This is a genomic window from Candidatus Hodarchaeum mangrovi, assembly GCF_975850365.1.
The window spans coordinates 1-22,902 of sequence record NZ_CDLCQJ010000015.1; the positions used below are offsets into that span (position 1 = coordinate 1).

Below are 22,902 nucleotides of genomic sequence, written 5' to 3' on the forward strand. Positions count from 1 at the left end.
ATACAGCCCAATCTCTAGAACACGTTTTTGAACTTAAACGTTCGCTTAAACAAATGGCATATAGACCAGTGGTGGCCCTTAAAAGAACAGGTCAGTTAGAATTACGCCTCCGATCTCTTCGAAAACAGTTCTTAATCCCACGTCATCATTTAGACAAGATTTTCTTAGAGACAAAAAAAATTGAAAATTTCATTTTGGAGGAGTTTTTCTCTTATTCAGAAAAATTACATCGTATATATCGTTCTGTTCTTGGATTCGATTCAGGATTCTCCGATCTTCGAAATATTTCAATGCAATTCACTCTTTTTGAAAAGCAAATTACAAGTTTTGACCAAACCGTCCAAACCAAACTCGATCCTATTCAAGATTTAATTCACGAACTTGAAACTATATGTAATTCGTTTGAAGACATGGCAAAAAAATTATCGAGTTGTTTTGATATATTCTTCCTAGTTCCAGGAGAACTAGGGATTGGATACTTTTCAGATATTGATCTTAAGAAAAACAGAAGCCGTAAGAAAACAATTGACCTTGCTATTACTACTGATCGTATTGTGATGCTTCAAAATAAACGTTATAAAGTGTTTAGTAATAAAGCAATTATTTTTGATGAATTTCCTCCTGAAGATTTAATTGATGTACAAAAATCGAATTCAGGATTCTTTAAACGAGATGAATTATCAATAACGACAATCCAACAGGATTACATACTTCGGGCTGAGTCTACTATCTTATTACGTATCTTTGATTCACTTCAAGTAAGTTATTATGGACGACCAAGTGAGTTATATATATATGAACCTTTTCGGGACTGGTCTTCAGAAAATTATCAAGAAAAAATATTAAATGCTTTAAATTTTCAGATAGATTCCAGTAGAGATGCAAAAATTCATTCTGAAACACCAAACCAACATGATAAAGATCCAGAATTCGTGATTGGTGTTTTGCAAGATCGACTTCGTGATCTAAGAATTCGAAAACTAGCAAATGAAAAAGCTTTGCAAGAGTTGAAAGAAGGAAGAAAAAAAGTCCATAGTCGCGAATATTTCGATCTCGTAAGACAATTTGAGCTGGAATTAGCAAAATTGAATGAGGAGATTACAGAATTACTAATCAGAACAGGAAAAACAAATATTTTATAGACTTTATAGATTGGTTAATTCCCGTCTGAAATTTGATAACCAACGGGACGCCTGTAATTCAAGTTTTTTAAGCTCATCAGTCTTTAATAATTGACCTGGTTTTTGGCGATCCATCCAACCAATCCATTGACTTATATCTTGAGTTACCCAATGATCTTTTCCATATATTTTAAGATTAGTTAATATAGATGCTAATTCATCTAAATATGGTAATATTCGATCTACTGTTGCAATTGCCTCTAAATGTAGTAAGTCTAGGAGTTCGATTGTATTGGCCACAAAATCAGCAGCAATTGCTGGCAATCTTTTTATTTGGCTATAATCGATTTGATTCAACGGATTATCAGCATCACCTTCAGTTCTTCGTACTTTTTCTAAACCGAAAGGAAATTTGGACTCCATTGCCTCTTTTTTGATGAAATCATCCAAATTGAAATGGTATTGGTCTAGTGCTGCCCGAGTTTCAACAATACTGGATAAAAGGTTTTTGAATTGCCTATGATAGATATTTGGATCAATTTCACCTTTCTCAAATGTTCGTGAAAGAAGATCAAGTGTACCAATATCAGCATAAAGTCTAGCTTCTAGTTCCCATCGTTTTTTTAAATTCGGTGGAAAGGTCATTTGTGTCATCTTATCCTATATAATCAAGTTCTTTTCGGATTAAGTATAAGTCTTTGGAATATTTTTTATACAGACGGGAATATTCAAAAATTGATATTTCTCCAGCTGCATAACGATCCTCAAGAGAGGCTAATAATTCAGAAATTGCTATACGTTCTGATTCTAAATCGTCCTTGGCTGATCTTTGGGGTCGTTTTTCCTCGCCTGAACTTTCAGTTTGAACCATCTGTCGTGCACGCAATCTCGCTAGCTCTTCTTCTTTTTCCTGTAGAGTTTGGTTTAAACTGATGAGTTCTTTACGTAACGAATCGGTCTCTGCATTAACTGTAGGTTCGATATAACGAGGAGGTGACTCTGTGATTTTGATTACAGTATCCCGTACGGATCTAGCAGTTTCACCACGTGGAGCAGGTGGAACACGGGACATTAGATTTTTCAATGCTATTACAACTTGATATAAATGAAATTCCGCCCGCCAATTTTCTAAGATTCGTAATTGAACAAATCCATCCTCATCGATATTTGGATGATCCATCCAACCCACTGCTGTGACAACAGGAGGAACATTAGGAAAATATTCAGGTAGAAATATCTCAAAGGTGAACATATTTCGACCACGATTCGTTGTATATGTCAAAGTGCCTTGCCATTTGGCAAGAGAATCCTCAACAGGATTGAAACCTGATGCAGCAGTGTTGGAATAAACTAATTGTGCTTCACGCGCGAGTATAAAGTCTCTATCCATTTTTTTAACTCCTAACCTCGGTTTTATTTACAATACCAATCTGAGGAGGTTTTTTTCGAGTATTTTAAACGATTCAGATCATGTATATTTAATTTAATGAACCTTAAAAAAGACTCACAATAAGGAATGGGAATATTCCTAATTATCCTTTGTTAAGGATTTATTACCTCACAGGTTTCTTAATACATGAAATATTTAATTTTTTTTCTTCAATGAATATTTAATTTAATTTTTCTTTTTTAAAGGATTTGCTAGGAAATTTAATAATTCTTGTCCCAAAAGTTCAAACGCATATTCGATATTTAACCCTGTCTTTGCACTTGTTGGGAGATAATAGATTTTAAATCCACGATATTGCTTTGAAATTTGTGATAAACGACCAACAAAAATTCTTGCTTTTTCTTCAGAGACACAATGAATTGTACCATCGCAAAGATCAGTTTTATTTCCAAGAATCACAAGTGGGACAGGACCACGTCCATTACTCTTCCAGAGCTCATTCATCCATAAAACAATATTCTGAAAACTATCAGGTCTGGTAACATCAAATACGGCAAGTGCTCCAATTGCTGAAGTATAATAAGCCATACGAACTCCATCAAACCGTGGTTGCCCTGCTAAATCCCAGATTACGTATTTAATTCTTTTTCCACCAGCATAAATCAAAGATGATTTTTTTGCTGCCAAATCAGCCCCAATAGTCATTTGATAATCATGTCGAAAGCCTTCTCCAAGATAATGTCTACGAATGGATGTTTTCCCAACAGCACCATCACCAATTAATATTATTTTTAGAGTGTGCTCTTCTTGGACAAAATTGGCTTTTGCAGACTCTATTAACTGCTCTAATGCTCTACTTAATTCCTTATTAATTGAAGGTATTTGCTCTGGATAAAGCTTCAAGACTTCAACAATCTGGAAAGCTAAAGGAGCTGCTTTATCACGTGGTACAAATTTAGAGGTTATGATTGAAATAATAAAATCTTGAATGATGAAGAAATGTATCGTTTGATTTTCAAGGGAAAGTTCCTCAAGCATTTTACCTAATTTGTGATGAACATAATTATTAATTGCATTTAAGATAAAACCAGTAGTTTCTTTATAATCGTTGCTAACCTCAGAGGGAAATTCAAATAAACATTTGCCATTCTGTTTGTAGCAGGAAATGAAATGAATTTCTTCTACTTTTTCTGGTTTTTCTAACCCAAATTTGCGAAATTCCTCTATTTCTTTTTTACTAGCCATTTCCCCCTCTGAATAAACAGTTTGCAATAAATTTAAATAATCGCTACGTCCTGACAATGCTTCTTCCAAGTCAACTTGAATTTTTAACTGAAACTCTTCCATTTCACTGGCAATTGATTCGTCTAAAACTCGGTCTTCTAGAGATTGTTTCTTTTTTCTTTGTAAAGTATTAAAGGACGAGAGTTTTTCTTTCATTGACCGAATTCTCCGGAGTTTTTTCTAGCGAATTCTAATTTTAATTTAAGAAATGCATTTAAGCTCTTTAAGCGTTTGTTAATCAAGAATTCACTTCTCTCTTAAAATCTTACAGTTCAATTAATCAATATTGATATGACCAAGATTTATTCCACAATATATTCCAAATTAAGTGTTAAACTTTATTTACCTTTTAAAAAAACTGACTCAATTTTTGTAAACAACCAAGGGATAATTAGAGCTAAAGTAAAAGCTAAAATGAAATAAGAGCAATAGTCTACTAAAGTACTCACCCAAGGTACTATACTTTGAGAATTTTCAAATAATCCAGAAACCTTATCCGTAAAAAAGTAAAGTAATACAACTGAAGTGAATCCTATAATTATTCGTATGAGTAAACTTACTGGTTGCCTTCCATAGATTTTAAAATTAATATATTGGTCTTCAAAAACCTTTCCAACTATAATTCCACCAAAGATACCAGGGTACACTCCTAAATCACTGTTGTTCCAAAGATCTGTAACGAGTGCACTTCCAAATAGAAAAGTAGTTAAATAAACAACTCCAAATCCTAGAATAACTAAGATTATACTACTTAAAAAGCCCAAAAATATCTTTACTTTGTCTGATTTTTGTGTATAATAACTTCCATATCGCTTATCAATTTGAACATACAATAAAGCTACCAGAATACCAACGACAACTCCAATAATTATATCACTAGGCCAATGTACACCTAAATAGCTTCTACTGAGAGGTATGGATATTAATAATACTAATCCTAAAACTAGAATTGAAAAATTCCTATATTTCTGGAAAACAAATCCCCATAAGGTTCCTTGAGTTTGAGAATGTCCAGAAGGAAATGAATATCCACTAGCACTCCACGTAGTTTCTCGTAATATTTGTGTAGTAACCTTAAATTTCTCATCATATATATAAGGACGAGGATTATGAAAAAATATCTTCAATATTGAGTTTAAACAAGCTGATAACGTAATTAGATAAATTATTTTTAACATATATTCCTTATTATAAGTATAATAGAGTAGTACCATTACTATAAGAATTGGTAGTGTATTTCCAAATGTGGTTACAACTCCAAAGTAAAAATCTATAATATCATTAGAAAAGCTTTGAATAAATTCGAGTATTTGTTCACCAAATAAACCAAGGATTAGATCAGACAATTTATCACAGCCTTTTATTGCTTTGACACTGAAAATTCTTTCAAAACGCTCAATTACCATTTTTTTAAGCTTTTTCTTAGATAAAGTTGGGGTATCTTTTGGTTAATTTCCTAAAAGCTTGAACTTGATAATTTTAATTTTATCCTGTTTTTTTCAATTTCACACAGCTTTTAAATAACACAGTTCTTAACAAATGTAATATTGATCTTATATTTTTAACTCAAAAATTATTGCTATTAACCATTCAAATGCTGTCTAAGATTTATTTACAGGTGAAGATTTCCCAATGTCAGAATCTGAATCATTAGTTTGCCCTAATTGTAGTGAACGAAGTCCTGCAGGATATATTCTTTGTCCTTATTGTGGATTCGATTTGACTAAGATTGTTAAAGCCGCCCAACGAGTCCGAATAACTTTTAAAGAAAGCTTTTCTCGTATTTGGAGAGGATTTTTTGACCCTCGTCAAAGTAAAGGACTATTCAATGAGGTTGGGGCTAATCCTGACAGAAGAGGGGCAATTTTAACTTTAATACTGGTATCAATGGCTTATGCGAGTCGAATTGGAGTTTATGCTATTAAAGTCTCAAGCACCACCTGGCATGATTTTCATTTCTGGTATGCTTTATTTTTTCCATTTGTTGTCTGGCCTGCCTTCTTTTTATTAGCTCTTTTTGCTTGGTTTATCCTTAGTACTGCTATATGGCTTCTGGCAAAAACTTTAGGGGGAAAAGCAGGATATCGGGAAACAATGAGCGTTGTTGGCTACTCAGTAAGTCCACTTATTTCTGGATCACTCATCATCAGTCTTATTATTGTTCTTATCGGACCACCAATCAGTAGTATAACCTCAATAACTTCAGATCAATTCATACTTTTCGAATTTTTATATCTCCCATTCATTGCTTTGGCTGCTTACCATTGTGGAAACGGATTAAGGGCATCCCATCTTCTAAGCGAGCCATATTCCTACTCAATTAGTGGTTTAATGGCATTATTATTTATTATCTTCTATCTACTCCCCTTGATACTGTAAAACATTCGTCGACTTAGAATTTGAAAGTGAATATTCAATCAATTGATGAAATAATTAATTCAGATATATTTTAAATTTTAATGGCATTGGGATTGAAGGATCAATCACCCGAAATATTTCTCCGTTATGAAATTCAGTTCCCATTAGTGCATCTGTTATAACCATATGTTGGGTTTCGTACAGGATTTTTATTTCAAGCCCAAGATTAAAAGAATATCTTAATTGTTCAATAAAATCAGAAAATCTTTGATCTTTAGAAGAATAAACTGGTATAATGTCTAAATGATAGGTATCGGAGCATACAAAACATGTTTTTCTCCTTTTGAGTGGTACAGATGTGAATTGACCAGATTCTCCGTCCCAAAATAAGAAATTATTCATTGTTGGGATGCCATTGATAATTTTTAAGGCCTCTTGTGCCATTAATCCTCCAATGACTAACGAGACACTGGATACAGATGGGATAAATTTTTTTTCTTCAACCACCTCCCGAATTTCCTTTCTTCCCTCACCAAAAGGTGTACAAGCTTTTTGTAGCTCCTGTTCTGGGATTAAAGATTGACATTCTAAACACGGGGTATGATAAGGAATGACAACTTGGATATTACCGAGGAATCCATACATTCCTCCAGATATCAAAGGAATTTTTGCTTTCACTGTGAACGCATTTAACCATCTACGAACTTTAAATGTATCTAATCCTTCAACTATAACATTAGATGTTGTTAAAAGATCATGAGGTACTTTTTCAATTGCATTTTTTATTACTTCAATCTCAATAGAAGGATTTATGGCTCTCAGTGCTTTAGCGGCAACATTTACCTTCGGTTTTCCAACATCATCCTCATAATAGAAAAGTTGCCGATTAAGGTTACTTACTTCAATTGTGTCAAAATCTATCAAAATTAATTTTCCTACTCCAGCCATTGCAAGTGAAGCAGCAACAACTGTTCCTAGAGCTCCAAGACCAACAATAGTAACTGTACTTTCTTTTATTCTTGTTTGGTCCCAATTTTCAATCAATAATTGACGTGCATAGCGATCAGTCATATATTAGGCCCGCGGATGCACGTCTTTCTCTGAATCTTAAATTTCTACCTTTTCCCACCAGTGGTTCGTGTAATCATGTACAGCTTATCATGTTCTTGAATCCCAGCTGTCTTTAAAGTTTCGCTCTCATCAAGTTGTTTTCCTTGAAAGACTAGAATAACGGTTCCTGGAGGGATTCTATTTTCACTAGCAACTCTTCTTTTAATTGCTGCTATAGAATCAGTCATTTCACATTCAAGAGGTATTTCTCTACCGCCAATTGCCTGAACAATAGTGATTTGCATGTTCTTCACTCAAATATTCGCATTGTAAAAGATTTGTGAGTTACACTTCATCTCTGCCTTTTAAAATATATGGAATGGGGTACACAAATTATATACTAAATAACTCTATCGAATTTTTTCTAATCGAAAGGATAGATTTAATCATCTTCTGGTTCAATAAAACTGATTCCATCATTTGTAATTTCATAGCGTAGAGTTTTAGTCGTGTGATTAGTACCACGCATCTTAGTGATTCGAAGGATTCGCATCATTTCCCCACGAACAGAAAGCATATCAAGATGAAAAATAGAATCGGCGATATACTCTTCTCCAAACAAAGTATGATCAGAGGTACTTGATAATTCTGATATTGCTATTGTAGTAACGTTTAAGGCAGCAATATTTGCCAAAAATCCAGTTGCTAATTTTCTTAAAAAACCATAGTCATTTCCATAATCATAAAATCTAAATGCAGCTAGGGGATCTATTACTATTCGTTCAATTTTCTTTTCCTCTACTTTTTGGGATATTAAATAAAAAATTTTATGTAAGAAAGTAGGTAATGATGTCTCATCATAGGGAACCCCTTCTACATCCAACATCAATTCAGTATCCTCACTATACGAAAGACTATCAGGATCCCATAATTCCCATCCAGATGGCGTAAAGTCAAGCATGATTACTTTTTCAGGTTCTGCAAAATAATTGTGATCGAAAAAAGAAAAAGAACTTGCATCTCGTCGTATAGCCCATGGTGGTTCTTGCATTGCTACTAATAATCCATTTTCATTTCGACGAGCTCCATCAAAGAGAAAATGTAATCCAAAAATTGTCTTACCTGCTCCTGCAGGTCCTATTAGCAAATTAGTAGTTCCTTTGATAAAACCACCTTGAGTATAAGCATCAATAAATGGTATTCCTGTTGTTACGCGCACACGTTCAAACAATGAATCTCACTCTCAAAAATCAGAATATTTTATCTCCAAGTGAAACCTACGGTGAAATATTATTCATTACCCATTCAGAATATTAATCTCATATAAAAGGTAATTTGTATGGTATTATAATCTTCTATCTATTTTTTTAATTATTATCATATACTATAGAAATCAAAATCACTTTTGATAGTTAATATTCTGCTTACTAGCTTCTAGCTGTTCAATAAAGTACCGAAATGCTGATTCCAAATTTTCACCACTTCTTATTCCACCAGGATCAGCTGCTACTGTTCCAAAAATAAAGTAGTTTCTCTTTTGAAGTTTTTGAAGTAAAAAATGCCTTTTAAAAAAGTCTGGATATAGAGCATTTGGTAAATCTTGCTTATTAGCTATAATAAGAATCGGTATATTTTCAGAAATAAGTTCCAACGCATCTTGTAACCATTGTTCATCATATTTAAAATCACGACGGGAACTGTCAATAACAAAGACCAATCCATCTGCGTTTTTGACAAATCTTTCATGATAACGCATATCTAGGAATTTCCTCTGACCCCCAACATCAATTAAACTGATAACTGATCCATCTAAAACAACATGACTAATTCCGAAAGCAATTGTAGGCCTGATGTTGCTAGGTGGAGGATAACCATGCTCAAGATAAAATGCGATGGAAGATTTACCTACACCACTAGTTCCTAATAAAACAACTGAATAAATTGTTTTAGATGGTAATTCCATATATATATTATCCTGTCTGTTGCCTTTTTCAAGAAAGAAGCAAAAAAATCTAGATTTTAGAGACGAAACATTAAGTCAAAGATTTATACGTTTTAATCAGGTTTTTAAGTTTAAAAAACTGACTAAATATTTTTGTACCGATAAATCACAAAAAAAGCTTTTTTAGGTATACTTCTAACTTCATTTCACAAGATTTATGAGTTTGTATTAGAAAAAATAATATGTGAATTTTAATGCCTGATGATACTCGAGAAATCGAGATTGAATCTCTGAAAACTCCAAAAGGTGATGTTCCAACAATAAAAGGATTGGAAACAGCGTTGAATGCAACTTATAATGATTTCAACAGTATAAATACTTCGTTATCACAAATTAATAAATCTATTACAAGTATTTTTGAAAAATTGGAATTCTATAATACTCAAATGAAAGAATTAAGTGAATCAATTACAAAATTAGTTGTTTATTTAGCAAAATTGGAAGCATCTATTGATAATACCCAAGATCTAACTCAAAAGCACTTATTCATAGAAAAAACTGATTTAATAGCTTTAAAAAATGATTTAGCTGGAATACTAGAACAATTACAACATGAGGTGTTCAGAAAATCCATTCAAGAAAAATAATTATAAAAAAACGCACAATTGAAAAAGCACCTTCAAAAAAAACTATTTTTTTACCAAAATCAGGATTTTTAAATTCTTTAAATAATGATATAAAATTAAAATCTAGGACTATTGGAGACTGGAATCCCTTTTCTCAACCTCAACAATGTATGATTTGTTGGAAGCCTGTTGAAGTTGAAGGAAAAGATATACGGAATCATATGCAATGTAGGCATTGCCATCGAATAGCTCACAGAGATCATCTCCTTCAATGGCTTGAAAAAAAAGATTATTGTCCTGTCTGCAAAGGAAAATTGTGAGAATGAACGTTAATCTACCTGGACTTATTAAAGAAATCATTTCAGATATTGAAAATCTCTTGAATAAAATGAATTTTGATCGAGGCCTAGTAAAACCAGTTAAAATTAGAAGATCACATAATAATATTATTGTAACATGGAATATATTCCCTTCTTCAACTCATATTGGCATATATACAAATCTTCAAGAAATAATTTCAAAAAATTTGTTTAATATCAATGGAGAAATTTTATCATACAATATTACGGAGGGTTTAATTACTGATCATACTCATCATACCTTTAATGAATTTTTGATCCATCAAGGATCTAATTGGGATATCTATCTCTATGATCCTGAAATTTTTATATATATACGGTTGATTATTGAGTCGAATATAAAAACGGTGGATAAAAAATGGATTTCGCTTGATATTGACGTCATTGAGAAATCAGCTTGGTTTTTAGAATAATTTTTTCTGAATTATATGATCTTCCATCTTAGTGAATGAGATTCATATTCAACTAAACCTTCATTTTCTAACTCTCTGAGAAAAGCTGTGGCAGTTGTTTCTTCAACCCCTAATTCATCAAAAGGTGTGTTCCAGTCAATACCGAGAATCTTACAAAATTCCTCCGCTATATAACGAATTTTTGCCTCCCCAACACTTAACAAGACATCATAAATAGTATCTTTTGTGTGTTTATGCTCAAAAGTCAGATTATGGACGTATAAGTCAAATGGTTTTGGTACAGGACTTTGGTGAGTTGGACAAATATTCTCTGTTTTGATTTTACTCAATAGGTCCAAGACTTTGGCTCGTTTCATAGAGCTTCCAGTATTATCGATGAAAAAAGCAGAGTAATTTTCTGGATAAATGTTTCCTTCATCTCCGATGAATGTACATTCTCCCCTATAAGCTTGAATAATTATGGAATCGGCAGAATGTCCACCAGTATGTTGTAATATTAATTCCTCCCCACCAAGATCAAGGGTTTCACTTTTATTAAAAGTATATACTAATTCCTCCTTTACTTTACCAATTTTGGATAAGAGAGAAGACTTCATTGCTAAATTAAATTTTGAAACAAAAGGAAATTGCTTCTCTAAAATGAACTTTTGGCCCTCTTTCAAAGCTTCTAATCCTAATTCATGAACCCAAACTTGTGGTTTTATTTCAGCAAAAGCATTCATACCAGCCCAATGATCAGGATGAGTATGAGTTAAAATTAGATATGAAATTTCTCCCGGATCCCGACCTGCTTTCTTAATGTACTTGATGATCTCCTTTCCAATCGAATGTGAAGGAATATCGATAACTGCGATCTTTTCATCACCTAATATTAAATAACTAGAGAATAATTCGCCTTTTTTTCCTTTGTCACCAATTACTTGATATATTCCTGATACCCATTCAATAAATTCTACCATTGAATCTCACCACAGATTTTATTTATTTAGATCCATTCAATAAATTTGATTATTAAGTTTTTGCGATTGGGGAGAAAAAATGTCGAATAAATGATAGATTTTACAATTATTTCTTCTAAACGTTTCTTGAAGGTCAAAAAAAATGATTTAAAGTCTCTATTATCATAGACAATTTTAAAATAGTATAAAATCAAATATCTGAATGAAAATTTTTATTTAAAAATAAATAAAATAAACGTTTAGATTTAATTATAGCTTGAAATTGATTATTTCAAGAACATTCATAAAATTCTCTCGTTTTCTGAAGAACCTACTCATCTTTTTCCTTTAAATTCTTTTTAATCCATAAAAGTAACTACATAAAGAATTTAAAATAGGAATCTTTTAATAAAACATCTTACTATTTAGCTTTTTAGGACGCTTCAATTCAAATCATTACCTATTTCTAATTATATGATTATATAAAGATTTAATTACCTAAAAAAAATTAATTCAAAGGATGAGTAAGGATTATGAATATTGATGAAATAGTTGATAAGAAATATATACCAGTTATTGATCCTACTGCTCCTGATTCCCCAGCAGAGAAGGGAGCTAATGCATTTCTTGCTGAGTATGGAGGAATTGTTGAGGAAGTCGCTCTAGTCTGTAAAAAGGAGGATGGATTAGTCACATATCGCTCAGGTGCTGCACCAAGTGATCGTCATTATGAGAATTTCTTTACAGACTTCACAGAACTAGCAAATGATCTTGGAATGCGAACACATGCAATTTCCTATGCTTTTGGAGATTCTTATCTAGGACAAGATCCAAATTATTCAATAGGAAAATCAGATGGAACACGAATACATGATTATATCGATCCTGCAGTAGAAGGTTATTGGAAACACATGATTTATATCGCACGAGAAGTAGCTCGTCAACCTATCCAAAGTTTAATTTTCCAAGAGTTCCTATATCCAAGACAAGAATATTCATTTACTCGAAGATCCATTCGTAAATTTTCAGAAATCTCAGGAGTATCGCTTGATACAACTTACATTGATATCCAAAGAGATCCACAAATACAAAGAATGTTTGAGGAATGGAGATCAGAATTAATTACAACTGCTTTTCGTGAAACTCTTGAAATGGCACGTTCAGAACGTCCAGAACTTGATGTTGGCATGATTATTCCTGTAGATCCAGAAACAGATTGGAGTGAGGGATTCTACAGGCATTTTGGGATCAATCTTGATAAGATAATTGAAATTAGCGGATATATAATCTATCATTTAATGCCTTATTCGCCAATGTATCCTGAACCCAATACCCCAGGATGGGATTCTTTAATTCGTGCCATTAGAAGCTCGAGATTGTACGAGGAAAGCGGATATAAAAAAGCTTTATTCATATGGGGTTTGTCAAATGAAGAAGATGTTGAATGGATTGATAATCTTAAACGTGAAGTGAGGGCAGAAAGAATTTTTGCCCGTCTAGAGCATCCACCGAAATACACTGTTAAACGAGAAATTCACCGCGGGGTATAAAAGCATAAAATACCAGAAATTCTAATGCTCTTGGCTCCAATGAGCATATTGTTTTACATACTCAATGGCTTGTTTTTTAAAACTAATTGGATCTCTTTTCCACATTCTTGCAGCAGCACCGTTCAAGGGATCATCTGGATTTGGGGCATTTAATAGAAAGCGTACTGTTTCTATTACTTGAACTAAACTATATGCAGGACTCCATTCTTTCCCAAGGATACCAACACAAACTTTCTCTTTGAATATATTTACGTGCCATATGGGTGTTTTAAAACGAATATGGGGTGGTTCATATGGATAACGGCGTGGTATCTTAATTTCGATTAAAAAAACTCCTCCTTCATATAGTCCAGATCCTAAGATTTCTCCACGCCAATGGGTTAAATCATTATTCACTGTTCGGAAGGTAGGTTGTTCTCTTGTTAGTTCTTGGGCCTCAATAGCTAAACGGTCAAGCCATTCTTCTTCAGTAAGCATTTTTTAAATCGTCATCCTGCATCTATGACTGTTAAGACTATAGTAAATAGCCTATTTTGCCTCAAAAGCTTATTTAATACACTCATTATGGTATTATATACACATTTCTAATTGAATTTTAAAAATGGCTTTTAAAGCAAATTCTGATATTTACTTCTGATTAAAAGAAATCCTTTTCAATATATCTTTAGGCAAAGATTTCATATTTGTATAGGTTATTTCAATTAAAATGAGGAATAAAGAAAATGTCTGAGGCATATATAGATATAGTTGAACGATTTATTCAATTGCAGGAAATTATGAAAGAAGATGATAAACGGTTCAAAAAAGATCTGAAAAGAACCGCCCGAATAGCATCTCTTCTAGCCTATGCAAGCATATATTCAAGATTTGATCTTGAAAAACAATATAAAGTATATAAAGCAATGATTCAAACCATGTCAGAAAAAATGGAAGACTTTAAGACCCTTGGAGATCTAGTATTAGATATTGCTGCTACTTTGATCCTTGCATCTGAAGGAAACAAATACATTCGGGAAAAATAATAGCTGCATTTGGAGATTGAAATGGTTTTTGTATTTTAATTAACTCAAGGGTATAAAAAATAAAGAAAGAAAAAAGTCACTATTATTAAATGTCTTCCTTTCTTCTTAATGCCAATTCCATAAGTCTTTTGGATCAATCTTAGGTTCAATTCCATACTTTTGTTCTAATGGGTGAATTTGATCCATTTTTTTTATATCCACTTTTCCTGATGAAGAAATATCAGGTTTACCCTGTACTCCTTTAGGAGTTTGTATTCTACCAGCCATTCTTCTTACCTTTTCTCCATAAAAGTGCAATCCACTAGTTGGATTACGAAATAAATAATGGTTTAATTAATTGATAAAGGCATTTCATACCTCTGTATTGCGCTTATTACTTTTTTAATTGATTTAGTAAAAATTTTTCAAAGAAAATTCATAGCTTAAATGAAAGAAATCTCCCTTTAAAATAGGGTGTATTAAATTCTTATACGAATAAAGAATATAAAATAGCCTTAAAATAGAGTATAAAATTTATGAGTCCAGTTCTACATATTGCAGATGAAATAAATAAGAATTACTGTGAGAAATTTGTTCCAAATATTGAAAAAAAAGATTTTCATATTTTTATTGAAAAAGATATTTCTCTCTCAACCACTGTTAAAGCTGGATTCTGAGCAAGAACTTTTGTTCGAACATATCTTTCAAAATAATCTAAGTCAGGAAAATACTCCTAGTCTTATAACTGAAATTCCATTTCCCAAATTTAAATTTCTTTATTTCATCCTAAAAACGAAAAAAATGTTATTACATGGATCAAACCAAAAAAATTTGGAAATTCTCATACCTCAAAAGCAAACAGATTACAAAGGAAATGCTGTAAATGCTGTTTTTGCATCAGGAGACGCCATATGGCCTATATTTTTTTGCGATTTTAGATCAAAAGATATATAAAGGCGGTATTCGCAATGCATGTATAAAAATTCAGCACAATCAGCAAAAAGAGAGTCATTACTACTTTTTTTCATTAGAGAAAGCTGGTCTTCTACAAAAACCTTGGATTGATGGGATGATATATGTAATTTCGAAAGAATCTTTTAACCCAACGAGTACAGGTATCGTTAGGTTTGATGAATGGATGAGTAATGATCCAATTAAAATTTTAATGGCTCTCCATGTTCAACCAAATGATTTCCCTTTTTTAAATAATATTTCTGGACATTAAAAAGGAGAATCAATGATAAAGTCTTGGTTATTTTATAAATGGAGATTAAGTAAGCTCAAAAATAACAAAGAAAAATAAACTCACCATTTTATCTTAAATAAAATCTCTCGTTCTTCTGGCGTTTTAGCAAATATACCAATATTTCCAAGTCGAAGATTAATCAATCCTTCCCCCTTCATGACGAAATAGCTTTTCAACATCTCTTTAAAGTTAGGAGAACGATGTTTATTTAGTTGATAACTAGGAAAGAAAGCTAACAAGGTTGTAGGGATTTTAGGGTCTATTTCACTAATTAGTTTGGCAATCTGTTTGTGTTGATCAGATTCTACAATATCAGGTATATAAAGTGTTAAAACCTCAACAGTGAATTCTAAATCCTTCATAAGATCGAGAGAGCCTAAAACAGTTGTATTAGAAGGAACTCCACAAAGTTTCTGATAAGCTTGTTTGTTAAAAGCTTTAATATCCAGCCAAAACGCATCGATACCTCCTTCCTTAAGAACAAGAAGATTTTTACGAGTTAAAGCATAACCATTTGTTTCTAATAATACCCAAAGGCGATTCTGTGAAGATTGTTTAATTTTCGTTGCAGTTTGAGCATAGAAAGCAGGATGACAAGAGATATCTCCTCCAGTAAACGCAATAATATTTCTAGCAGGACCAAATCCTTGAGGTGAAAGAGCTATCTGTGATTTTCTCAGTTTCTGGGGACAATACTTTGATCTAACTCCAAATAAAACACATGACCCACAATGATGGCATAGATCTTCAGCATGATACATAGTTGCGCGATCGAAAGGTTCAAAGACTGTTACTTCCTGTAAATATTGAACACTTATTTTTGCTAACATATCGGAGCTATACCATATGCCATTGACATGTTTAGTAAAATCGGAGCTATGGCATTTCAAACAATTATGATTACACCCACTTTGATATATCGAAAAATAATCTTCAGGACGGGAAAGATGCATAGATTTAATTAAACGGGAATAAAGTCCTTTAGAAGAATCTTTTGATCTTTTCAAAGTTACTTGACATGCTGGTAGATATTTTCCCAAGGGAGTACAGGTCAAGCATGCTCCCTGTGATACATTTTGAGATTCTAGTAGACAGTTTATAGACACAATACTACTAAAACAACATTTGATATTTAAATATTTAAGTAAAATGAAAATAAAAGCAAATAAAAATTATGCTTTGTAGGAAATTATTTTTTTCTCTTGCTTTTATTTAATATCTTCATCAATCCAGCCGGAAACAATGGAGTTTCAGGGTTGGTAAAAAAGAATGAAATGGATTTCCAGACTATCTTAAAATTTCCCCACCCATCATTTTTTTCAAATCCAGTTATTTCATTTTTAGTATAAATATGAATATTGTGAAATTTTCCATCAAATGCAAAATCAATCTCATGTCCTTTCACTCCATGGTACCTAAAGATGTTTTCTAGGATTCCCAAATGTTTGATTTAATAAATAGGTTCATAAATTTCTTCAAGTATCTCTCTTTTTAAAGCTGCTTCCGCAGATTCACCAAATTTTATTTCCCCTCCCAGAGGACGATAGAAAATAAGGTTTCTAATATCATCTTTAACTTCAGCGACGAGAATTTGTCTATTATGTTAGGAAATATAAATTACATTAGGATAAATAGATTGTTTAATCATGGTTGTTTTAGAAAAAATTTCTCTTTGAAAAAATATTTTATGTTGTTGCTTTAGGTAAAAGTTTACATAGCTGAAGAACTTATTTTTAATAAGAATGAAGAAGTAGATAATATGTTAGGAGGGGGGAGGGAGGGAATCCTGCAGTTTTAGAAAAGAATTTCCTGTTCTGCAGAATTCCATGTTTTTTATTTCTTTTTTCGCCCTCTCGGCGCATTATGATGTCTTGTACAAATACTTGACATCATTTTAAGCTTATCATTCTTGTCTTAATATAGTTTTTTGCTTTTCAATTCGAAAAAGTCGTTTTGTTCTTCCTTTTCTAATTTTTTTTTTGGTATCTTCTACTTCTTCTGTGGCTTTTCTCAATCTATCTTCATTATTTTTTCATAATCTGGTTCCTCTTTACCAATCTTTTTCGAAATTTTTTTATATGTTCAATTTACGAGTGTTTTTTGAGGCGAATTTCAGTGTGGGATTACCAAATGCTTCCTTTATGAATATCCCTCCTTATTACCACGATCTATTGTACTGCGATCTCGCCTGTCATTGGTGTCTTTAGCTTTGTTTACTTTTATTTCTAATTATAATCTTTTATTGTGTTTAAGGTGGTTAACCTCAATAATCTGTCATAATACCATAGGATGTGACAAAATTGGAAAGCTTTTATGGAAAGAAATTTGTAGTATGTTCTGCTTGGCCATATGTTAATGCAGTTCCTCATCTTGGGACAGTTCTTCATTTATTGGGTGCTGATATCTATGTTCGGTACCTTACTCTTCGTGGTGCAGATGTAATTTCTGCAACAGGATCTGATTGTCATGGAACCCCTATTTCTGTTGCTGCACTAAATGAAGGAGTTTCACCTCAAGAATTAGTAGAGAAAAATCATGAAAAAATTGTATCACTACTGGAGAAATGGAATATTAATCTTAATTATAGCAAGACTGCTAATCCTTTTCATTATAAGTGGGTACAAGATTTTTATCACCGAAGTTATGAGAATGGTTATATTTTTTCAGAGGAAATTGAACAGCTTTATTGTGAGTATGACGAACAATTTCTTCCAGATCGTTTTGTTGAGGGAAAATGTCCTTATTGTGGAACTGCGGGAGCAAGAGGGGATCAATGTGACGCACCAAACTGTGGTAAGCCTCTAAATCCCATTGAGCTACTTGATCCACTGTGTAAAATTTGTGGAAAATCTCCAAAAGTTAAACCTACTACTCAATGGTATTATGATTTCTCTCAATTTCAAGAGATTCTAGAAAAGTACATTCGTCAAAATCATCAACTTCCTGAAAATGCTAGACGATTCTCAGAAAATATTCTTGAGGAAGGAATAAAACCACGAACTTTAACTCGTGATCTATCTTGGGGAATTCCTGCAGATAAAGCTATTCCTGGAGCTGAAGGAAAGTCTATTTATGTTTGGTTAGAAGCTGTTCTAGGGTATGTTTCAGCTTCAGCTGAATTAGGAGTTAATAAATATAATGATCCAGATTTTTGGAAGAAATACTGGTTAGATCAATCAACACGAACTATATTTTTTATTGGAAAGGACAATATTTTCTTTCATACACTTCTATTTCCTGCCTTACTTTTAGGCGTAAAAGATAGTTATGGAGCTCCCTTTGTTCTTCCTTATAATGTTAGTACAACTGAATTCTTACTTTTCGATGAACAAAAATTTAGTAAATCATTAGGAATTGGCATCTGGATTGATGATGCTGCTGAATTATTACCTACTGATTATTGGCGTTATTATTTAGCTGCTACACGACCAGAAATACGCGATTCGACCTTTTTATGGGAAGATTTTGAACAAAGGATAAATAGTGATCTAAATGATGTTCTGGGAAACTATATTCATCGTGTACTTGTATTACTACATAAGTACTTTGAAGGGAAAATTCCAGAGTGTCATCGATTAGATAAGGATGATCGTGATTTTGTTGAAGTAATTAACGCGATTCCTGATACTGTTGCAGAATATTTTGACCAATTTGAATTCAGAAAAGCTGTTAATGCTATTATTGAGTTTACAAGAGCAGCTAATGGGTATCTTAGTTTGAAAGAACCTTGGAAAACTATTGAAACTGATAAAATCTCTGTTGAAACGACTCTTTCACTCTGTACCCAATCACTTCGATCTTTGGCGATTCTATTGGCTCCTATTCTTCCAAGTATTTGTACAACTTTATGGTCTATTCTGAATCAAGAAGGAGAAGTTCACAATCAACTATTAGAGAACGCAGGAAAATTAATTCTTCAACCTGGTACAACAGTAAAAGAATCCGAACCTCTATTTTTTAAAATAGAAATACTAGAACTTCAAAATAAACTTAAAAAGCTTAGAGAGGAGAAATTAAAAATGAAATCTAATAAAACAATTAAATCTACAACCAAAAAATCAGACTTAATCCCTTTAGAGGATTTTCAAAAAATAGATATTCGAATCGGAACAATCATAGCTGTTGAAAAAATTCCTAAAGCAGATAAACTGTTAAAACTCCAAATTAATCTCGGTTCGGAGGTTGGAAATCGTCAAATAGTGGCTGGTATCGCTACGTTCCGAGAGCCTAAGAAATTAATTGGACAACGAATTGTAGTGATTATTAATTTGGAACCTGCAACAATTAGAGGGGTTCAATCCGAAGGTATGTTACTTGCTGCGGTTGATGGAAAAAAACTAGGGCTTCTTGTTCCAGACATTGAAGTTTCCAATGGAACTCGAATTAGCTAAATTTTTTAACTGCCCAAACCTCCATTTTTCCACTCACTTTCAAAATGCTGGATTGATTGTATGATAGATTGGGATTTAAGAATTTTTGATTCATCAACAAAATCCAATATTGTTAATCAATTTCAATTAACAGAGCAAGTTATGGAGATCGCAGGACAACATGGACATGCAACAATACTAAAAGATATGTATGGAGGAGAATGGTTACTAAAAATTTTTTCGAACATAATTGATTTCGAATTAAAAGAAATTCAAGATCTTGAAGTTGATATTGAAGAATCTCCTAAAGTTAATCAAGAGAGAATGCATCTTTGGCGTATTTTAAATGAATTAACTGCATCGCGTCTAGCTCAACAACTTCGTCTTAATGTTCCTAAAGTTATCATCATTACCTCTCAGGTGATATCAGACTTTAATCTTTCCCCTCAAACTTCTCTCCCTTTAGAAGATGTGGTTATTTTTGATGATGAAGGAGCTCCTGAAACTGCAGACGAGTATTATCAATATTCAGAACGTGATCCTTATTCACTTGAAACTTCTTCGCGATTTGAGCAAATTTTAAGCGAAAAATCTAACGATAAGGTTTCTTCAAGCCCACTAGCACTTCTTATCGAAAAAATTCCAGAAAGCGTTAATTTAGACCAGTACATTGATTCCGTTGCAACAGGTATTGATGTAGCATTCGAAGAAATTCAAAGACTAAATGATGGGTATTATTTATTACCATTTGATATTTGGTTAAATGATCCAGATCGGAATGTAGGAAATTATCTTGTTAGAATTAATGATCAAAAGAAGGCAACACAAATATGGGGGATCGATTATGAAATGTGGGCCTTGGGATCTGATATTTGGATGGAAGAAGATGAAATTACAAAAGGAAGGAGTTATCTAACAGCAATTATTCACAATAATACTGATATTTTCGATCCACGCATAAACAAAACTATATTTAGGATTAGGAAACTTTCAGATGAAGAAATTCACTGGATGGCACGAGCACCTCAATTACTTTGTAAATATTTTGAATATCATATTTTTAAAAAGAATTTACTCCCTGACGAACGAATTCACCTGAAACAGGTTGAAATCAATTTAGAGGACTTTTTAATTGAATCACGACCTAGATCAGACAAATTAAGTAATATTTTAATCAAGCAAATCGGTTTACCCAGAGATTTTTCGTAATAATAACTAAAATTCTTCTTATTTTTAATTTTTAACAATCTCCTGCATTTTATTCCATAATAGCTCTAATAATTTATTGGAATTATGCCTAGTTCATACTTCACTTTGAAAAATTAACAATTAAGGGGCTAGATTGTTATCTAAATTCTTTTAATATTTCTTTTTATCCTCAGATGTACCTCTCACGATAGCTAAAGATGCTGATGCTCCGATTCTTGTAGCACCCGCTTTAATCATTTCTTCAGCATCTTTGCGTGTTCGTATTCCTCCTGCAGCTTTAACACCCATCTCGAATCCAACCGTTTTACGCATTAATACTATATCCTCAATTAAAGCACCAGCTGTACTAAACCCAGTAGAAGTTTTAATAAAATCTGCCCCAGCTGACTTGGCAAGTAAGCTACCCATTATAATCTGATCTTTGGTTAACAAAGCTGTTTCAAGGATCACTTTGACAATAACTTTACCTTTGGCTGCATTTACCACTGCTTCAATGTCTTTTTCAACGAGATAATCGTTACCTGATTTAAGGGCTCCAATATTTATTACCATATCTACCTCTTGTGCACCATTTGCAATTGCGTTTCGTGTCTCAAAAGCTTTTACTTTAGATGTGGTTGCTCCTAAGGGAAAACCTATTACAGTACAGACCTTAACTTCTGACCCTTTCAGAATTTCTGCGGCAAGTACAACGTTCGTAGGGTTTATACATACTGATGCAAACCCAAAATTCTTTGCTTCTTCACAGAGCTTCTTAATTTCTTCTTCTGTTGCATCTGCTTTTAAATTTGTATGATCAATATATTTTACTATCACTTTATCATCCATAGTTTTCAACCTTTTAATCATCAAATGTTTCCTAATCTGATTGCTTTACTATTAGTTTGAATGATTTTGAATTAATATTGTAGGTTCTACTGAAAATTATTATTCTGGAGTTAGCTATGATTTTAAAGTGGCATATTTTTGAGGTTTTATCATTTTATGTAATTCAAATTTGTGTTGTAATATGCAAGATGTTAATGGAGAAATCACTATATGATCAGGGGATTCTCAAAATTAATTGGATATAATTGTCTTAATTGTCATTATAAGTGCTGTGCAAGTGAGTACGACTTACCATTATTTCAGGATGAGAAGAACAATATTTGCGAGAAATATTCATATCTTTTACCATATTTTCAAAGTAAAAATTCACAATTTTTCCTTAAACGTGGTGATGGATGTCCATTTCTGACACTAGAAGGTAAATGTATCCTTCACCATACATCTTATAAACCCCTCACTTGCCAAACCTATCCATTAATATTTTGCAGGATAGATCAAAAAAATCTTTTGGTCTGGATTAACCCATGTCGAGGTAATTCGTTTGATTGGGTGGCAGACCAAAAATACCACATTAAGAATAAAGATATTGAGGATTTAATTGCAAAGATCAGTAATAGATATAATAATTATTGGGGTGAAGAGATTGATTATAATAATCCTTTTCAAAAAATAAAGAGAGAGAGGATAGATCAAGAAATAGAATTTCAAAGACAAATGAAACCTCAACTCCTTATGAATTCACTCGAATTAACCTCAAAAACATTTAAGGATCGAAATATAGATTTTCTTATTGAAAATTTTAATTCAGAGTTGAACAACGAAAAAGAGGTTTATTCATATCAAATTCTAGAATCTGTTTTTGAATGGTTATGCTGGAGTCCAATTGGATTACAGCTTTCATTTTTAAATTCAAAATTTATTTTTTCTTTAGCTTCTCTCTATCTTTATTTGATAGGTTTTGTTGAATTAAATAAAAGTACAAATCTTTCTTATGATTCACGTTTAGCTCAAAATTATGGATCATTATTAGCTCGTTCGATTCTTCCAGAATTTTGGGGTCATTTTTATTCTCATTCAACAGATGAAAAACTTAAAAGATTATTTAAACTAATTTCGGTAATTCTTAGTGGAGATGCATCTCAAGAAAAGCTCAATCAAGGAAAACTTGAAAAATAGTTTATAAGACTAATTTTTTGAAAAATATTCTATCTATTTGG

Annotated in this window: 24 protein-coding genes; 11 read left to right on the plus strand and 13 right to left on the minus strand. The window is 32.4% G+C overall.

The annotated features are described in order from the left end of the window. On the plus strand, positions 1 to 1,142 hold a 1,142-nt coding region (locus ACWVCY_RS01800; protein WP_455139893.1), incomplete at its 5' end, for a hypothetical protein. Between the two features lie 3 nt (positions 1,143 to 1,145). Here ACWVCY_RS01800 and ACWVCY_RS01805 read toward each other — a convergent pair. The 4 genes from ACWVCY_RS01805 to ACWVCY_RS01820 form a co-directional block, all read right to left on the minus strand. Further along, complete coding sequence (locus tag ACWVCY_RS01805) at positions 1,146 to 1,766, minus strand: hypothetical protein (RefSeq protein ID WP_455139895.1); 621 nt, start codon at positions 1,764 to 1,766, stop codon at positions 1,146 to 1,148. 10 nt (positions 1,767 to 1,776) lie between these two features. Further along, the gene (locus tag ACWVCY_RS01810; RefSeq protein WP_455139897.1) at positions 1,777 to 2,511 is read right to left on the minus strand and encodes a ubiquitin-conjugating enzyme E2; all 735 of its coding nucleotides are present in this window, start codon (positions 2,509 to 2,511) and stop codon (positions 1,777 to 1,779) included. A 225-nt stretch (positions 2,512 to 2,736) separates the two neighbouring features. Continuing rightward, positions 2,737 to 3,951: a Rab family GTPase gene (locus tag ACWVCY_RS01815; RefSeq protein WP_455139899.1), complete on the minus strand. Its 1,215-nt coding sequence runs from the start codon at positions 3,949 to 3,951 to the stop codon at positions 2,737 to 2,739. A 182-nt stretch (positions 3,952 to 4,133) separates the two neighbouring features. Continuing rightward, positions 4,134 to 5,201, minus strand: a complete 1,068-nt coding sequence (locus ACWVCY_RS01820; protein WP_455139901.1) for a phosphatase PAP2 family protein — start codon at positions 5,199 to 5,201, stop codon at positions 4,134 to 4,136. A gap of 226 nt (positions 5,202 to 5,427) precedes the next feature. Between ACWVCY_RS01820 and ACWVCY_RS01825 the strand changes: the two genes are divergently transcribed. Next, positions 5,428 to 6,174: a YIP1 family protein gene (locus tag ACWVCY_RS01825; RefSeq protein ID WP_455139903.1), complete on the plus strand. Its 747-nt coding sequence runs from the start codon at positions 5,428 to 5,430 to the stop codon at positions 6,172 to 6,174. Between the two features lie 54 nt (positions 6,175 to 6,228). Here ACWVCY_RS01825 and ACWVCY_RS01830 read toward each other — a convergent pair whose 3' ends face one another. The 4 genes from ACWVCY_RS01830 to ACWVCY_RS01845 all read right to left on the minus strand — a co-directional run bounded on the left by ACWVCY_RS01830 (position 6,229) and on the right by ACWVCY_RS01845 (position 9,166). Continuing rightward, positions 6,229 to 7,224, minus strand: coding sequence for a HesA/MoeB/ThiF family protein (locus ACWVCY_RS01830; RefSeq protein ID WP_455139905.1), 996 nt, complete (start codon positions 7,222 to 7,224; stop codon positions 6,229 to 6,231). Between the two features lie 44 nt (positions 7,225 to 7,268). Then, positions 7,269 to 7,508 (minus strand): ubiquitin family protein, encoded by a 240-nt coding sequence (locus ACWVCY_RS01835; protein WP_455139907.1) that lies wholly within the window; start codon positions 7,506 to 7,508, stop codon positions 7,269 to 7,271. 137 nt (positions 7,509 to 7,645) lie between these two features. After that, entirely contained in the window at positions 7,646 to 8,434 is a 789-nt protein-coding gene (locus ACWVCY_RS01840) for an RAD55 family ATPase (protein ID WP_455139909.1), read from the minus strand. 168 nt (positions 8,435 to 8,602) lie between these two features. Continuing rightward, positions 8,603 to 9,166: an ADP-ribosylation factor-like protein gene (locus tag ACWVCY_RS01845; protein ID WP_455139911.1), complete on the minus strand. Its 564-nt coding sequence runs from the start codon at positions 9,164 to 9,166 to the stop codon at positions 8,603 to 8,605. A 233-nt stretch (positions 9,167 to 9,399) separates the two neighbouring features. On the opposite strand from ACWVCY_RS01845, the gene ACWVCY_RS01850 reads away from it, so the two are divergent. Both ACWVCY_RS01850 and ACWVCY_RS01855 read left to right on the plus strand, forming a co-directional pair. After that, on the plus strand, positions 9,400 to 9,792 hold the full coding sequence (locus ACWVCY_RS01850) for a hypothetical protein (RefSeq protein ID WP_455139913.1): 393 nt from the start codon (positions 9,400 to 9,402) through the stop codon (positions 9,790 to 9,792). 301 nt (positions 9,793 to 10,093) lie between these two features. Then, a complete protein-coding gene (locus ACWVCY_RS01855; protein WP_455139915.1) occupies positions 10,094 to 10,543 on the plus strand; it encodes a hypothetical protein in 450 nt (149 codons plus the stop codon). Between the two features lie 11 nt (positions 10,544 to 10,554). Here the strand turns inward: ACWVCY_RS01855 and ACWVCY_RS01860 are convergent, their stop codons facing one another. Further along, positions 10,555 to 11,502, minus strand: a complete 948-nt coding sequence (locus ACWVCY_RS01860; RefSeq protein WP_455139917.1) for an MBL fold metallo-hydrolase — start codon at positions 11,500 to 11,502, stop codon at positions 10,555 to 10,557. A 512-nt stretch (positions 11,503 to 12,014) separates the two neighbouring features. Between ACWVCY_RS01860 and ACWVCY_RS01865 the strand changes: the two genes are divergently transcribed. Further along, positions 12,015 to 13,031, plus strand: a complete 1,017-nt coding sequence (locus ACWVCY_RS01865) for a hypothetical protein (protein ID WP_455139919.1) — start codon at positions 12,015 to 12,017, stop codon at positions 13,029 to 13,031. Positions 13,032 to 13,052: 21 nt separating this feature from the next. Here the strand turns inward: ACWVCY_RS01865 and ACWVCY_RS01870 are convergent, their stop codons facing one another. Beyond that, the gene (locus ACWVCY_RS01870) at positions 13,053 to 13,508 is read right to left on the minus strand and encodes a ubiquitin-conjugating enzyme family protein (RefSeq protein WP_455139921.1); all 456 of its coding nucleotides are present in this window, start codon (positions 13,506 to 13,508) and stop codon (positions 13,053 to 13,055) included. Between the two features lie 245 nt (positions 13,509 to 13,753). On the opposite strand from ACWVCY_RS01870, the gene ACWVCY_RS01875 reads away from it, so the two are divergent. Next, complete coding sequence (locus ACWVCY_RS01875) at positions 13,754 to 14,053, plus strand: hypothetical protein (RefSeq protein ID WP_455139923.1); 300 nt, start codon at positions 13,754 to 13,756, stop codon at positions 14,051 to 14,053. Between the two features lie 105 nt (positions 14,054 to 14,158). On the opposite strand, the gene ACWVCY_RS01880 is transcribed toward ACWVCY_RS01875, so the two are convergent. Continuing rightward, positions 14,159 to 14,320, minus strand: a complete 162-nt coding sequence (locus ACWVCY_RS01880) for a hypothetical protein (RefSeq protein ID WP_455139925.1) — start codon at positions 14,318 to 14,320, stop codon at positions 14,159 to 14,161. Positions 14,321 to 14,568: 248 nt separating this feature from the next. Here ACWVCY_RS01880 and ACWVCY_RS01885 point away from each other — a divergent pair, with 248 nt between their 5' ends. Together ACWVCY_RS01885 and ACWVCY_RS01890 are read left to right on the plus strand one after the other, a co-directional pair. Then, on the plus strand, positions 14,569 to 14,709 hold the full coding sequence (locus tag ACWVCY_RS01885; protein ID WP_455139927.1) for a hypothetical protein: 141 nt from the start codon (positions 14,569 to 14,571) through the stop codon (positions 14,707 to 14,709). A gap of 206 nt (positions 14,710 to 14,915) precedes the next feature. After that, entirely contained in the window at positions 14,916 to 15,257 is a 342-nt protein-coding gene (locus tag ACWVCY_RS01890) for a hypothetical protein (protein WP_455139929.1), read from the plus strand. 80 nt (positions 15,258 to 15,337) lie between these two features. Here the strand turns inward: ACWVCY_RS01890 and ACWVCY_RS01895 are convergent, their stop codons facing one another. Beyond that, complete coding sequence (locus tag ACWVCY_RS01895; protein WP_455139931.1) at positions 15,338 to 16,333, minus strand: radical SAM protein; 996 nt, start codon at positions 16,331 to 16,333, stop codon at positions 15,338 to 15,340. Between the two features lie 1,245 nt (positions 16,334 to 17,578). Here ACWVCY_RS01895 and metG point away from each other — a divergent pair. Both metG and ACWVCY_RS01905 read left to right on the plus strand, forming a co-directional pair. Then, entirely contained in the window at positions 17,579 to 19,669 is a 2,091-nt protein-coding gene (gene metG, locus ACWVCY_RS01900) for a methionine--tRNA ligase (protein ID WP_455139933.1), read from the plus strand. A 60-nt stretch (positions 19,670 to 19,729) separates the two neighbouring features. Next, positions 19,730 to 20,857 (plus strand): hypothetical protein, encoded by a 1,128-nt coding sequence (locus tag ACWVCY_RS01905; protein WP_455139935.1) that lies wholly within the window; start codon positions 19,730 to 19,732, stop codon positions 20,855 to 20,857. Between the two features lie 150 nt (positions 20,858 to 21,007). Here ACWVCY_RS01905 and deoC read toward each other — a convergent pair whose 3' ends face one another. Next, a complete protein-coding gene (deoC, locus tag ACWVCY_RS01910) occupies positions 21,008 to 21,685 on the minus strand; it encodes a deoxyribose-phosphate aldolase (protein WP_455139937.1) in 678 nt (225 codons plus the stop codon). A gap of 210 nt (positions 21,686 to 21,895) precedes the next feature. On the opposite strand from deoC, the gene ACWVCY_RS01915 reads away from it, so the two are divergent. Then, on the plus strand, positions 21,896 to 22,861 hold the full coding sequence (locus ACWVCY_RS01915) for a YkgJ family cysteine cluster protein (protein ID WP_455139939.1): 966 nt from the start codon (positions 21,896 to 21,898) through the stop codon (positions 22,859 to 22,861). Positions 22,862 to 22,902: the final 41 nt, after the last annotated feature.